Here is a 14,297-nt window from a genome sequence, read left to right as displayed (position 1 = left end):
GCCGGATTGAACCTGTTGCGTTTATCCGCCAGATCCTTCTGGAAATCTTGTATCTGCAGATGTCAGCAACTCTTTCAAACTCTGGCTATCGAGGTCTTTCCCTTCCCAACCGGGAAACTGCCGGTCAAAAGCCTCCTCCAGACTATACCCAGAACGAGGATCATTGCCTTTTGCCAGCGTCACCGCGGCTTCCTCAGGGCTCAGTCCATAGCCTTTTGTCAAAAGGGTCCACTTTTCAAACCTGTCGACAAGATTGCGATCTCTTTTTGCCAACACAGCCGACTGCGGTACCAGCGCAAGAACCTTTGCGAGGTTTTCGAATGCTCGTACAATGACCTCGGGTTCGCTACTCCGCGTTCCCTTGCTCAAGGCGGCGGCATACCCCTCCGGAACAAAGCCCTTCGTTTCCACAATCTTGAGTGCAAGTGTGTCCCGGTCGATTTCGCCATTATCCAGAAAGGTGAACGCCCGGTCTGCGTTCTTCTGGCGCTGCGGTCCCCGATCCTCTATTTCAGTAGACAAGAGCCAGTTCGCAGCTTCAATGTTCGCGATATGCTCCTTTTTTGCGACTTCAAGCTGACCGATCAGTCGTGTTTTCTGCCTTGGGTCAAGCAAACCGTTTGCTTCGATCTCGGATTTGTCCAACTGGCCAAAACTCGCCTCGATGCGGCGTTCGATCTTGCCGACTTCCCCAGCAGCAATCGCCGCTCTGCTTTTAACGGCATTTACCTGCATTCGGCCCAGCGTTTCACCAGGCAGCAGTTTCAGCCGCTCTGCCAGTACCTGGCTTTCGTCCGCAACTGCCTCCGGCCCGTCGGGGCCATGGACGGTCTCACCCACCTGTTCGAGATCACTTCCTAAACCTTCCGGTCCTGCAAACTCTCGCCTTGCAAGTTCGTCGCCGATTGCTGGTAGCAGTTCTTCAAGTGGTCTTGTCTCAGCCCAGGCCTCTGCCAGTGTCTCGCTTATTTTCGCATAGGCTGCCTTTTTGCCTTCGGCCGGCAAGGGAGCAGCCCTCAGCAACGTTCTTGCCTGTTCGAATGCTTCTGCGAGACCATCCGGGTTCTCGCGCACCTCTGATGCCAACCGGATGCCTTCTTCTTCCAAACCCTGCTGGAAATAGCGTTCGTTTTCCCCTGCCTCGATTGCGGCAAAGCCGTTGACATAGCGGTCCCGCTGCGCCTCGACATGCTGATCGAAAGCAGGCCTTGAACTCTCCGGCAGTTCCTTGAGCGCCTGCTCCTTCGACCTTTCAAGATGCGCCATCATGGCCTCGGTGAAGCCGAAGCCTCCTGGTTGCGCCTGCCGCTGTTCCTCCGCAGCCCTTTCCTTCAACCTGGCGTCAAATTCCCGTTGCGCCATTTGAACTTGAAAGTCCTCAATTCGCCTGCGTCTTTGAGCAGCGGTCTCGGCAAGATCACCGAAAGCCCCAGCCGAGCGGCGGATTTGTTGTCCCAGCCCTGCCGCCGCTTCTCCAACTGCGGTGTCCGCGACAACTTGCGGACTACCAACGCCCGGAAGGCTGTCGGCACCATTGAATTTCTGCAATCTCGCCATTGTCAGAACCGTTTTGTCACCTGAATTTGAAAGCGCCGTTGTAGGCGGCATTGCCAAGCGTCGTGAAAGCCTGGGTAACACCACCAAGCATGGCGCCGGTGGCGCTGATACGCCCAGCGCGGCGGCTCGAATGTGCCCGCTCCCGGGCTGTTCTCGCCTCGAAGGTCAGATTGTCCCGCTTGCCTTCCGCGCCATACCGGATCGCTTCGATGTTCTGAGCAGCTTCGAAGGCATTGTCGTCCGCGACATCGTTTAGCGAACCGGTTTGCGATAGGCCCCGTTCGGCTCCGGCAGCCCGGTTGAAGCCGAGCGCCCTTTCGTATTTGTCCAGGGTTCGTTTTCGCTCAAAAGAAGCCTGGGTCTGGTTGACCGCCTTCTGGCGGTCAGCCAGTTCTGCACGGCGCTCTTCCGCCTTTGCCTGGGCATCTGCCTGCTGGCGCGCGCCCTGCGCTTGCACAGCGCCGCCGGCCAGCGATCCCGCAACGGAGACCGCAGCCAATATTGCTGGGTGACACATGAATTAAGGCTCCGCGTCTCGGCCGAAATTGACGGCCAGGATGGTGCAGGGTTTGCCGCCGCTGGCTGCCAGCGTAAGCTGCCCCCCGTCTTCCCATCGCGTTTCGATTGGCTGGTCGAGCACGCCAGTGCGCAAGGGCGCCGGCTCTCCGGCGGTGTCACCCGCACGGTAGTAGATCAGCTCGTCCAGAAAGGTTTCGTCTGACCCGGCTTTCAGGGTTCCGGTGTCCAGAACCGCGATGCTGCAATTGTCCACGCGCATCTTGCGGCCCATGGCCGAACCATCCTGCGCATTAACGGGAAACGGCAAGGTCTTCGCCCTCGCCGAAACATTCAGCCCGACCAGGATCTTTTCCGCTGTCTGGCCATTCGGCAGGCTCGCTTCTCCGGCGGTCACAGTTGCCGGATAGTCGGTCCCATCGGCATAAAGGATCACCTCTTCGCCTTCCAGATGCTGAAGTCCCGAGACCGAGTTTGCCGGCAGGCCTTCGTAGCGCGCGCCGCAATCGAGATGCCACGCATCCTCGATCATTCCACCTGGAAACGGCCGCTGCATGATTTCGATGTACCGCCTTGTCTGTCCGTCGATGGTCCGTTTCACGATCATCCAGACGGTGTCCGCTCCAGCGCCCGAAAGGTCCGCCATACATTCCACCACACCACCGAAATCGTGGCGCTGCATGCCATAGACCTGCTGCTGGCGTTCATAGGTGAAACCGATCCCACGGCCTTTCTGGTCCCACTGCCAGATGACGCTATCGGGATATTGCTGGTAGCAGGCCCCGGAAATACCGCTTTGAAACAGATGCGACTGCACCTCGCTCACCGCCTGAGACACCCGGCCATCGGAGCCGAAGTCATAAGCCATTTCGCGCATGTCGGTTCCATAAGGGCCGTAGTAGATCAGCACCGACCCCACCTTGATCGGGCTGACGTCATTGGCGCCGAAATTCGTCTCGGGCTTCTGGTCGACATTCTCCGGCCCGTAAGGGTCCTGATCGGTCGCCTTGCCGACGGCACGCACCGCGCGGGTCGTGCCGACAATCAGGTCGTTATCGTCGACCAGCCACTGGATCCGGTTCACCTGTCCGGAAAGAATGCCCGCGGTCACCGCGTCGGATGCCTTCAGAACATGGGAGACGGAAAAGTTGGTGAAGTCCTCCGTCTGGCTTTCCCAGATCTTCTGCGGTTCCTCGCTGGTGCCCGCGAAGGCGAGCCTGTTCTTGTGCCAGCCGATCGTTTCCGGCCATCCCGTCGTGCCGGACCATGCCCCCAGCCGCCAGATGCTTTGTGCCTTCGTGTCCTGCAGTGCCTGGCCGAAAAGCTGCACCTTGACCGAGGTTGCCGACTGGCGGCTGTAGATCCGGAACCAGCGCCAGAACCCGTCCGACCCGCGAAACCGGATATGCCGCCCCACGTCAGACGCCTGAAAGCCGGCACCGCCATTGATCCCCGCAGTGCCTGATGCGGTCAGCGTGAAAGGGCTCTGATCGCCACCTGCCTGGTGAAACACCAGTTGCCCGATGGCGGAATTGTCCGAAGCAGATCCGCCTCCTTGCGTGAAGCTCAGCCGGTAATGAGTAAAGGCGGTTTCGTTGTGAAAATCATATTCCCGCCATTCGTTGGAGGCCCAGGTATCCTGACCGTCCTGCGTATCCAGAATTGTCCAGTCGGAGCCGTTGTTCGACGCCTCGATGTTCCACTGCCAGGGCATGTCGTCATTTTGGCTGTTGTCGTTCGGCGCCTGCAGCATGTAGGCGTCGATCACGACACTGCCGGGGAACTGGTATTGCACCCAACCCGTTGCCCCGGATGAAAGCACTGTCTTGCCCTCCGAGCGGTTGAAAACCTGCCACGCCGAAGCGCTGCCGTTGGAGGCAGACACCGTCCCGCTTGGGGCTGTGTTCGACGTCATTTTCGGAACCGCATTGCCCGTGCCGGCCGGTTTCAGGTTCGTCGGCGAGATATTGACGTCCAGATAGGGACCATCCCTGAACGACATCGGCTCGATCGCCCAGGAAAGCTCCGATAATCGCTTGAGGGCCTGTGGTGCAACGCCGCCACCGGCGATGAACAGTGTGTCGGTTGACTGCACGAATTTCAGCCGTGGCAAAACCTCGGAGGAATAGGGCGTCGCCACCTCAACAGTACCGACCCGCCCCTCGCTGGTGAACACCCGGAACATGTGGTGGCCGAACTCAAGCATGTAATATTGACCGTTTCCGAACTCGAACGGGATCAACCAGCCTTGCCGACTGCTGTCCTTGAGTTCCGCAATGAATTTGGTGCCGCCGCGCCGGCGCAGGCCGCCGCGTTTCAGTGTCAGAAAATTCCGGCATTCGGCCAGGGAGGACCGGAACAGTTCCAGGTCCGAACGATAGATCAGCTCCGGGTCGAGTTCGCCCCGGCTGAACGTGGCTTGAAGGTGATAGCTCATCTGTTTGTAATGATATCCAGGTCAATCATGGGCAGCGGTGTGCCCTGCAGGGCGTCGGATGTTCCGGCCTGGTCGAAGGCTTCCCGCGCCGCCTGGCGCAGGGCTTCAGCACGGCTGTTCTTTCCGGTGATCGAATGGGCGCAGCCTGCCGCCAGAAACAGGGCGAACCCGTTCACGAACAGCGGCGCGAATTCGGCCTCCCGCACCACCCGGTGCACATGGCGGAGCGGAAACGGCGGCGGATGATCCGACATGATGCGCTGGCCCACCACTTCGAAGGGAATGATCGTCCCTCCCGGCGATCCACCAACACTCTGCTGTGGAATGCGAAGCGTGTCGGCCGGCAGCTTGTACTGGTAGGCCCAGCGAAACGGCGGTTTTTCGGTTTCCGCAGGCAGGTTCACCAGCTCGATGGCGAAGTCCCAGTCGTGCATGGCAAGATAGGCATCCCGGTGCGCCGCATAGTGGTTCCTGAACCAGCGCGACGCCACGGAGGAAAAATCGAAGTCGCGGATGGGCGCTTCCTTCAGATGCGCAAGCGCAAGGTTCGCCATCTCAACGGCTGTTTTGACGGTTCCCGACATGAAATAGTTTCCTTGAAAGGATCAGGCGGCGGCAAGATCGCCGGCTTTGGCCTCATAGGCGGCAAGCGCCTGAACGGCCTCGTATTTGTTGGCGGCTTTTACGCCGGCATAATCCGCGGCCATGGCCTGCTGGGTCTTCCAGTGCTCCTTGCGCCAGCCTTTGGGCAGCGGCTTTTCGGCCTGTGGCTGCCTTGCCGCCCTTTGCTTGCGGTTCCAGTCCGCGGCCAGCGCATCCGCCAGGTGTTCCTGCCGCTTTTCGACCTCGGTTTTGGCCGGGGCACAACGGGCCAGAAAATCGGCTTCGTGTTGTTCTTCCAGGCGCTGGAGATGCCGCAAGCGGCGCATGATGATCTCGTCCATGTCTGGCCTCTTTTTCGAGAAAATGAAAAAGGGCGGCAAACGCCGCCCGAAGAAGTTTGGCAGGCCCTGACTTGATCAGGCCCGTGAGAGGTCGAACCGACCAAGCAAAAAGCCCGCAGGAAAGGCTACGGGCAGAAAGGTCGATCGGTCCAAAAACGTTGGGGTGGATGTCTGCGGTCGCTCGCCTCCAGACTGCCCCAAGGGTACGCCGTCAGATGTTCACCTTCAGGCAGGCCAGCTTCACGTTCTTGCGGTTGTATTTCCGGTCCCAGTTGGCCGCGTTGCGCAGTTCGGCCAGGCTCGCGCCCTGGGATTTGGCAAGAGAAGACGCCGTGAAATCCATTCCGGCCGGATGGATCAGCTCGAAACGGCGGGTGGTCAGATAGTCGGCGCCACCACCGTCGCCGATGTCCGGATCACGAGTGATTTCGGTGCCCTCGTTGCCGTAGATCGTCGAGCGGTTCGGCACTTCGTCGATATGCATGAATGCGCCCGGTGCGAACAGGAAGCAGGAGTATTCGTCCGAATTGGCCCCGGCCGTCACCGGCATCATTTCCGAATGCACCACCATCATCCCGGCATAATAAGGCACCTCGAACGGCGCTTCGGACGGTTTCTTGAACTCGATCTTTTCGTCGTCCAGAAGCGTGCCATAGACGAAGCTGTGCATGGCGATCACGCGCAGGTCGTCCAGGTTCTCACCCATGGTCAGCCGGGCCCGGTTGATCGCCTGATAGCTGATGCGGTTGGCGGCCGTCGGCGAACCGACATCGGAATAGATGGAATAGACCATGTCGCCGCTGTCATTGGCGACATTGTCGGCGATCACGCCTTCAGCCGTCGCAATGATGCGCTCTTCCTTGCGGCGTCCCCAATAGGCGCTGATCCGTTCGGCCACCCGGTTCATGGCGCTGTCGCCCCGGCCCGTTGCGGCATAGCTTGCCACCGTCTTGGCACCGTATTTCTTGGCCAGGCGGTGCTTGTAGGCCTTCATGTCGCTGGCGGTAATCTTGCTGACACCGATCTTGTTGTCGCTGTCGTCGATCACCGTCGGCTCGGCATCATCAAGGTCTTCCCAGTACGGCACTTCAATCTGGTTGCCACCGGCCTTGAAGCGCTTGCCGATTTCCGGTGCCGGACCGGCCAGAATGCCGGATTTTTCCAGCATGATCAGCTTGGCCGGCTTGTTCTCCGCCATATAGGGGGTGAACACACGCGGGACGACGATGTCTGAAATTTGAGATGTCATTGAATTTCCTTTGATTTTGACAATTTTCCGGCTCTAACGGACTGCTGTCGATGACGCACGTTTCCTCGCCATGGCCGCAGGCAATTTGCCAAAAAGTCGCCCCTTCCAATTTTGAAGTAGCTGAAGCAACGTTCCGGTTGAAAAAAGAAATACGCAGTTTTGGAGGACTTCCGTTTCCTCGATTAACGGGGCAGAAATCGCTCAAAGCGGGTAAGATCGCTCAGCCGAGGTGGCAATATCGCGATGACAGTCACAGGCCTGAGTTGCTTTGACGGCAAAGCGCACAAAGGACTTCGCAAGTGAGCAAGGATCTGGCGTCTGATGGATCCGATTTGTGAGGTAATGCATCGGACCACGTAAATTTGAGGGGTCGTTCAGTTAAACGACAACACCCTTGAACCCGAACAACTCCGGGTTTCGTCCAGCAGAAAGGATAAGCTGCTTCGCCTTCGTCGGCTGATGGTCCAAAAGGAAGGCCTGCTGTTTGAGGTCGGGTTTTCTCACGTCGAATGGATTTGCATTCTTCAGATTATCAGGCTGGAGCATAGAGCGAGCTCTACTCGGTTTGGCGCTCGGAATGGGACCGTTCTCAAAAGCCTCACCGCTCTTCGGTTCGCTCAAGGATGGCGGCGGAATATCACTTTCGCCACGCAACGCGGGCTGACTATCCCTCGAACGGTTGTCATCCGCTGCCAAATGAGGTCTCGGCATCGGAAACGGAGCAGAAACATGGTTTCGTAATCTGTTGCCATGCGCCGACTGACCATCCAATTCAGGATCTGACTGCGCCGATCCTGCAGGTAAGACATCTTTGTTGCCGATCAGATCTTCGGTAAAGCCTGGGACTGGTTTTTCAAATTGATGCCTTGTTGAATTCAGCAATTCCTGTGGCGAAATCCCGAAAGACTTCAGGACCGTCCCCGCCACGCTGTTGCTATTTTGGTTGTCGATTCTGTAATCAAGGTTTTGAGCATTGATCCGATCAATAGCGCTGCGAGCTCTTATCCTGTATGCCTCGATTTCAGCCGGCGTCCCCGCGATAATTGTTGTCTGGTTGTCGACGAGATGCCCCATCCTTGAAAAATTATCCAAGTGACCTTTGATCGTATCGCTTCCGTCCCAGGGTTTTCCTATTGGAATTATATTATTTTGCCTGTCATGTGAAAGTCCGTTGACTTCCCAGATCTGCTTGCCGGTTTCATCATGAGCTGTGATGACAATATGTGAGGCAACTCCAAACAGCTTGTACTCACCGATACGTATCGTTTGCTGTCCGTGATTATCCATTACTTGGCCCTTATCTAAATGTTGTCAGACCAACCGCCCTTTTCGCAATACCATTTCGGTGCGGAAATCAACGAACTTTCCGAGCCCTCCCGACTGAGGCAAAGCTCACCTTTTCGGGATTTTTTTTGCGTATAAATATACGGGGGAGGCGGTGGAAAACCGAGAAATGCGGCGGTTCTTTTGTCGGCATATTCTTGCTTCACGACATAAGTCATATCTTGAGTTTTGTCGCAAATTCTCACTATTCGAAAATATTCGTTGTATACGCGAGAAATCCTCTCCTGATCCGCGCCAGCAAGACCGGTTTTCATTTCTTTCTCAAGCCGTTCGAAAATCGGTCCGGGATCACAGGCCGAAACCACCGTTTTCCCGTTTGCACCTGATAAATTTCTCTCTTCATCTGACGCGCAGGCAACGAGAAACAGGCCCAACAAAATGCCCGATAGTCTTGATAGTTTCACAATCGAACTCTCCGATTTTGATCTTTTGATACCGGTATATTGTTCATGATATGTTCCAAAAAACCTTTAATTGCATCCGGTTAGAGAACCAGGCCTTCGCACCGGAGACTGAAAAGATCGCCAGATTTTTCTGCCGGGGTGTCTGACCTGCTCCACAGACGGATTGCTGGCATCAGTTGGCACGATTGCTCATGGCACAGCACGACTTTGCAGGCAGGTGTCAGCTTGTGCAGGTTTATGGAAATGCGCAGTAAACCGACACCTGCCAGCGAGTTTCATCTCTCTTCGAGCGCTGTGGAAAGTGGTAGGCTCGCAGGCCGCAGGAAGACCAAAGACTGCATCTCCAGGCACTGAAGTTGATCGGCGGAGCCGGGTTCGGCGCCGGAATAAACAACCATGGTGTTTTCCTGTGTACCGTCGTCAGTTCCTGCAAACTCAAAAACCGATGTGCAAGGCGTTTCTAGAATCTTGTCCCGATAGGAAAACTCGAAATCGTCGAACACTGACATTGGCGGGCCGAACTCAACGAGAGTGCCCCGACCATCCTTGAGCCTCATCAAATCAAAAATGGATAACCCGAGCGATTGAAAGAATTCTCCTTGTGGCGCAAGAATTTCAGTCAATTCCGTACTCTTCTCGCCACTGCCACCATCCGATCCCGGCTTCTTGTCCAGATCGAGATTGAGCACGGTAATCGTATTGGAAAGCTGGTAATCCAACGCATCCACCGGAGTGCTGTAATACTCGTTCCGTCCATAGGGCAGATGCGAGATGCCATGGCCTGGAATGTCCGGAAACTGCTCCGCATTCTGTTCGATTTCCTCGGGCGAAAAGCCCAGATAGACCACACGGACATCCTCCGCGACCTGCACCTTGAACATTGCGGGATCGAGGCTTGAATTGACATAGCCCTCTATTTCAGACCGAAGAACTTCAGGTTGCTGTTCCCACGGGATGACTGCACCGTCCGCGGCCAGGCAAACCGACGGCAGAGCAATAACCCCCGACACTTTCAGAATTGCCCCAAAGCCTTTGATAAAACGAAAGGTGTTCATTTTCATTCCGGATCCCTTTATATATCATCGCTCTCGAACAAAGGCATCGAGACGCTGAACAATCAGAATATGTTCATTATTTGTTCCTGATCAACCCTTAATTGAAATTGGCACGAAAACCTCTTCCGAAATCGGCGGCCTTTTCAGAGACCGAACAACCGTGGATCCCGCCCCGCCGCAACGATCATCTGCCGTGCCCGCAAGGGGCTGTTTTCCAGAAGATCCGACTGCTGCCTGAGGTCCGGATTGCCGGTCTCGGAGGGATTGCCTCCCTCGCCACCCGCGCCGAAGCCGTTCAGGCCGTCTTCCGTAAAGGCGCTGTCGTGGATGAAGGCGAGCAGCTTTACCGCCACGGGGTCCGTCACCTGCTGCAAACCGTCGCTGCCTGCCGTGCTCAGGGCGCCTTTTTTGGCCCTAAAGCCCATTTCAACTGCATCCTAAATACCAGACACCTATAGGCCGAACATCTTTGGGTCACGCCTAGCAGATATGATCAACTGTTTCGCAAGTACCGGAGAACGTTCCAGGAGCGCGGCTTGCAATTTCAGGTCGGGTGTCTTGACGTCGAAGGGGTTAACCTCTGAAGCTTCTTGCTTCTTACCCGTGTGGGGACGGGGTGCTGGTATGGGTGCGTTTTTCCTTCCTGGTTCATGAAGCAAAAATCGCGACGCAGTCTCGGTAGAAGTTGGCGTCAATGCCTCATCGAATGAACTTACGTCTGGCGCACTTAGCGACTGTGTTCTGTTGGGCGGGGCACTTCTATCCGGCTGAAAAGTTCGACCGGAAACCTTTGGCGAAATTTTGAGATCTCCCTTAGCACTACGTGGATTTTCCGTAGAACTATCCCGTGCCTTTACAGAAATATTCTGTTCCAGCCCGAGAAACTGTCTCGCAAGTGCTCGTGTTTTTTCATCGTCAAATCTTTCTGCTACTATCATCCCTATTTGCTCACCGGCACCGACCATACCAAGGCCAAGTTGGCTCAATGTGTTATCAGCTCTAGTTGAGTTCGATATTAGCAAACCCGATATTAGTTGTTTAGCAAGGTAGTGCTCTTTACTTTGGCGACCAAATTCTTGAAGCGCATCCTGCATCCCTTCAAGGCCGACGCCACTCGAGCCGTAGTGGTCAAACAAGTAGTCTCGCATTTCCCTGAGTTCTTCGCGCCTCTGCGTCTGCGCCTCATGCTCAGCCAAGATCTCAGCGACAACTTCATCCGCTTCTTTGCGCCGCGTATCGATATATACCTTTTCGTTTAGTGACCCCTTGTTTGCACGATCGAAAGCGCCATCAACTCGGGATCCAACGAAACTCTTTTTGAGTTCATTTTTCCAATACTTATCCATCACTATCTTTCATTTCCGAAACGCACGAAATCGACTTTTTCTACTGAGAAAACAAATTCGTTCAACAGTTTCGGACAGGTTCAAAGCCCGAACAACCGTGGATCCCGCCCCGCCGCAACGATCATCTGCCGTGCCCGCAAGGGGCTGTTTTCCAGAAGGTCCGACTGCTGCCTGAGGTCCGGATTGCCGGTCTCGAAGGGATTGCCGCCCTCCCCGCCCGCGCCGAAACCGTTCAGGCCGTCTTCCGAAAAGGCGCTGTCGTGGATGAAGGCGAGCAGCTTCACCGCCACGGGGTCCGTCACCTGCTGCAAACCGTCGCTGCCTGCCGTGGTCAGGGCGCCTTTTTCCGCGAACCATCCCGTCAGATCCACCCCGGCCGTCTTCAGGGTGCTCAGCGCCCGGTCGGCCTTGGCAATGGCGTTCTGATAGCCGTCGCTGTCCGGTTCGCCATATTCCCTGATCAGGGAAAGATGCGCAGCCTCGGCGGCCTCGCCCTGTTTCTGCGCGGCGTCATCAGCCGCTTCCTCATGGGCGGAAAACTGCTCTGCCATCTTGCCCACCCACCGGTCGTGCAGCTTCTGCGCTGCCTCGGGGTGAAGCCCCGCCTCCTTGAACCAGTCTCCGGCTTCCTGCGCAAAGGCCCGGTCGTAGGGAAAGTTTTCCGGCAGCGTCTCGGGCATTTTGAAGCGATAGCCGTCCTTCGGCGTCCAGCGGCTGGAAACATCGGCATAAAAGGCCGCCTGCTCCTCGCTGTCGGCATCCTCGCCCGGAACCTGAAGCGCCCCGGACAGTCTGTCTTCCAGTGAGCGGTAGCTTTCCAGAATGCCGGCAGCATCGCGCCAGCCATGGCTGGCGGCCATGTCCCGGTCGGCATCGCTCAGGCCGTCGATGAAACCTCCACCCTCCGAAGGGTGATGCCCCATACCATCGTGTCCAGAACCGTCGTGCCCGCCGGCCTCCGGTCCTGCTGCCGGCTCAATCGCGTCGTACATCGTCAATATTCCTCGTCAGTTTCGAACTCGGGCAGCATTTCCAGCCGGGCAGCTTCCTGCAGCGCGGCATGCTCTTCCGGCGGAATGCGGATCATGGACAGGATGCGGGCATAAAGTGCCTTGCGCCCGTCCAGATAACCGCCCGCCCTCGGCTCCAGGTTCACCGGCGGCGCCTGGTAGATGCCGCATTCGGCAGCCAGGTCCGCCAGCACGATTTCGCCGTCCGGACACAAAAAAACGGACCGATAGGCCCGTTCCAGCACTCCAGCCCGCTCCCGGCGCCGCCGGGCGGCTCGTTTGAGGCTACGCCAGACCATCCAGCCCTCCCTCGCCGCCCAGGGCCTGCAGAAGCGGCGCCCCGTCGCGGGCGATCCGCGCCATGCTTTCGCCGGTCGCAAGCTGCTGCTGTTGCTGCTGCTCGGCCGCCCGTTCCTGCCGCAGTGCTTCCACCTCTTCCGGCCGCCGCCTCAGCTTGGCGGGCAGCCCCAGCGCGCGGCGAGTCAGGTCATATTCGGCTTCCCGGTCGTGCAGATCCAGAATGGAGGGATCGGCCCCAGCCGCGATGCCGAGATACTCCTGGAAGCCCATGATCGCCTCGAAATGCCCGGCCTCGCGCATCTGGTCGATGGGCGCCGTCGGCGTCAGGGTCACATCGCCCTCCAGCACGCTTTGCGGCGGGGCAAGGGGCGACCCGGGGGCAAAAGCGCCCCTTCGTCCCAGAATGCCGATCTCCCGTTCGAACAAGGCCTCGTTTCCGGCCATGATGTTGGTGGAGAACGGCCCGATCATGTCGGCCATTTCCTTGCGGCGGATATTGGCTTCCGTTGCCGTGCGGCCATTGCCTTCCAGCAGCGTCTGCCACAGGTCGCCATAAAGCCCCACCCGCAGCTTTTCGCGGATGGTCTCGATCTGCGCATCCGCCGCGCCCGGGTTCACCGTGTCGATCATCGGCCGGAACAGCGGCCGGCCCTGCTCGTCGATCAGCCCGGGGTTGATCCGGCCGGGGTTGAGGTCAAGCTGGCGCTCCTGCGCATGGGTGGCGATCGGCGGGCGCACCGCCTGCGAACTGGCAATCAGCCCGTCGCGCGCCAGGCTCTGCAGGCTCTTGATGTCGCTCATCAGCTTTGCCTGCGGCGGCGAGCCATAGGGCGACAGCCCGTCCCGGTCCCACCGGCTGATCACCAGCGGATATTCGAAGAAGCCGCCCCGCCGGCAGATATGCCCGCTGTCTTCCTCGAAGTGGATGCTCTCGAACCGGGATTTCCTGGTGTCGGTTGCCTGGGCGTGGCCGCCTTCGCGCAGAAAGCAGGCATGTACGAAAGTGTAGTCAGTGTTCTTGCGCTTCGCGTCGGCCGCGTCTTCCTTCACCTTGGGCGACACCTTGCCGGCATATTCCTTCACCGCCTGCCACGCCTTCAGCGTGCGCACCCGAAAGAACCCGCAATCGTTGCCCTGGGCATCGATGACCAGGTAAATCTCGTAAAGTGGCACATAGCGGTAGTGAACCGGCGTGCGGATATCCGCCAGGCTGTCCTCGTTTTCGACCGGAAACAGCACACCCGTCCCCAGTTTCACGGTGGACAGCAGACGCGAGCGATTGGCCAGCGCAAAGCCGGATCGCCCCGAATACCGCACACGAAACAGGTGATCGCGCACCAGTTCGAAAAACTCCTCGTCCGCCTGGCTGGGCGCTGGCGCAAACGGATCGCCGAAGCCGACCCCATGCCAGGGAAAGCCTTCGGGCATGGTCAGCGAGCCGATGCCGGAAGCAAGCCTGTCCAGCAGCCAGACGGCGGTCGGGTCGTACAGCTTGCGCGACCGGTCCCGGGCGGCAGACCCGCGCAGGGCGCTCATGCCATCCCGGGCACTCACGCCGCCGGGCCGGTTGAAGGCCCGCTCCATGTCCGGCGCCGTATAGGTGACATAGTCCTGCCAGTCCGCCTCCACCCATTGGCGTTCCGCACGGGCCGATTGCAGCTCGGTTTTCAGATCGTCGACAATCCCCATCACGCACGCCCCAAAAGTGTGACACCGGGCCGCGAGGCACTGCCGTAATCGGCAACGCCCAGCGGGCCGGTCAGGTTGGTGGCCCGGGTGTTATAGGCGGCGGCCCGGCGCCGGCGCCCGTTTTCCTGCAGGTTGCGCGCCTGCCGCTGCGGATCGGGTTCGCGCGGCGGCGGCGGTGTCGGTTCCGGGTCCGGCTGCTTGGAGCCTCCCCCACCAAACATGCACATGGGTGGTCCCTTTCTCTCAATGTCTTGAAAACGTGTAATCAGCGCCGCCTGCCGGCACGGCGGCAGCGCCTCAAGGCCGGTCCGCGCAGGCGGCCGGAAAAAGATCGAACGGACGTATCCGGCAGCGCCAAAGCGTTCCTGCCGGCCAAGCCGCAATTTTCCAAAGTACCGGTATGAGGTCTGTTTTAGCCCTGTTTTGACGAAGCGTCCAGCAAGGCC

The 14,297-nt window shown here is 58.2% G+C and carries 15 protein-coding genes; all 15 read right to left on the bottom strand.

The genetic code is table 11. The annotated features are described in order from the left end of the window. Window positions 1–21 precede the first annotated feature (21 nt). On the bottom strand, window positions 22–1,362 hold the full coding sequence (locus tag FIV03_RS14565) for a hypothetical protein (RefSeq protein WP_152510055.1): 1,341 nt from the start codon (window positions 1,360–1,362) through the stop codon (window positions 22–24). Window positions 1,363–1,573: 211 nt separating this feature from the next. Next, on the bottom strand, window positions 1,574–2,074 hold the full coding sequence (locus tag FIV03_RS14560) for a hypothetical protein (RefSeq protein WP_152510054.1): 501 nt from the start codon (window positions 2,072–2,074) through the stop codon (window positions 1,574–1,576). A 3-nt stretch (window positions 2,075–2,077) separates the two neighbouring features. Further along, window positions 2,078–4,510, bottom strand: coding sequence for a hypothetical protein (locus FIV03_RS14555; protein ID WP_152510053.1), 2,433 nt, complete (start codon window positions 4,508–4,510; stop codon window positions 2,078–2,080). Further along, the gene (locus FIV03_RS14550; protein ID WP_152510052.1) at window positions 4,507–5,094 is read right to left on the bottom strand and encodes a hypothetical protein; all 588 of its coding nucleotides are present in this window, start codon (window positions 5,092–5,094) and stop codon (window positions 4,507–4,509) included. Before FIV03_RS14550 ends, FIV03_RS14555 begins: the two co-directional genes overlap by 4 nt. Before the next feature lie 21 nt (window positions 5,095–5,115). Further along, window positions 5,116–5,454 (bottom strand): hypothetical protein, encoded by a 339-nt coding sequence (locus tag FIV03_RS14545; RefSeq protein ID WP_055655537.1) that lies wholly within the window; start codon window positions 5,452–5,454, stop codon window positions 5,116–5,118. A 211-nt stretch (window positions 5,455–5,665) separates the two neighbouring features. Next, window positions 5,666–6,703 carry a hypothetical protein gene (locus FIV03_RS14540; protein WP_152510051.1) on the bottom strand — a complete coding sequence of 346 codons (1,038 nt, stop codon included), beginning with the start codon at window positions 6,701–6,703 and terminating at the stop codon, window positions 5,666–5,668. A gap of 378 nt (window positions 6,704–7,081) precedes the next feature. Then, on the bottom strand, window positions 7,082–7,990 hold the full coding sequence (locus FIV03_RS14535) for a hypothetical protein (RefSeq protein ID WP_152510050.1): 909 nt from the start codon (window positions 7,988–7,990) through the stop codon (window positions 7,082–7,084). A 14-nt stretch (window positions 7,991–8,004) separates the two neighbouring features. After that, window positions 8,005–8,451, bottom strand: coding sequence for a hypothetical protein (locus tag FIV03_RS14530; RefSeq protein WP_139314136.1), 447 nt, complete (start codon window positions 8,449–8,451; stop codon window positions 8,005–8,007). Window positions 8,452–8,726: 275 nt separating this feature from the next. Next, on the bottom strand, window positions 8,727–9,512 hold the full coding sequence (locus FIV03_RS14525; RefSeq protein WP_152510049.1) for a hypothetical protein: 786 nt from the start codon (window positions 9,510–9,512) through the stop codon (window positions 8,727–8,729). Window positions 9,513–9,649: 137 nt separating this feature from the next. After that, window positions 9,650–9,931 carry a hypothetical protein gene (locus tag FIV03_RS14520; protein ID WP_152510048.1) on the bottom strand — a complete coding sequence of 94 codons (282 nt, stop codon included), beginning with the start codon at window positions 9,929–9,931 and terminating at the stop codon, window positions 9,650–9,652. Window positions 9,932–9,958: 27 nt separating this feature from the next. After that, a complete protein-coding gene (locus FIV03_RS14515; protein ID WP_152510047.1) occupies window positions 9,959–10,852 on the bottom strand; it encodes a hypothetical protein in 894 nt (297 codons plus the stop codon). Window positions 10,853–10,932: 80 nt separating this feature from the next. Further along, window positions 10,933–11,844, bottom strand: coding sequence for a hypothetical protein (locus FIV03_RS14510; protein WP_152510046.1), 912 nt, complete (start codon window positions 11,842–11,844; stop codon window positions 10,933–10,935). Window positions 11,845–11,846: 2 nt separating this feature from the next. Continuing rightward, the gene (locus FIV03_RS14505; RefSeq protein ID WP_006936039.1) at window positions 11,847–12,161 is read right to left on the bottom strand and encodes a hypothetical protein; all 315 of its coding nucleotides are present in this window, start codon (window positions 12,159–12,161) and stop codon (window positions 11,847–11,849) included. Then, a complete protein-coding gene (locus FIV03_RS14500) occupies window positions 12,148–13,851 on the bottom strand; it encodes a portal protein (RefSeq protein WP_152510045.1) in 1,704 nt (567 codons plus the stop codon). Before FIV03_RS14500 ends, FIV03_RS14505 begins: the two co-directional genes overlap by 14 nt. After that, window positions 13,851–14,072, bottom strand: coding sequence for a hypothetical protein (locus FIV03_RS14495; RefSeq protein ID WP_006936041.1), 222 nt, complete (start codon window positions 14,070–14,072; stop codon window positions 13,851–13,853). The genes FIV03_RS14500 and FIV03_RS14495 overlap by 1 nt, the downstream gene beginning before the upstream one ends. Window positions 14,073–14,297: the final 225 nt, after the last annotated feature.

Source organism: Labrenzia sp. THAF187b, assembly GCF_009363375.1.
GTDB lineage: Bacteria > Pseudomonadota > Alphaproteobacteria > Rhizobiales > Stappiaceae > Roseibium > Roseibium algicola.
Note: the sequence above shows the minus strand (reverse complement) of the source record. Positions and strands in the feature narration are given on the sequence as shown.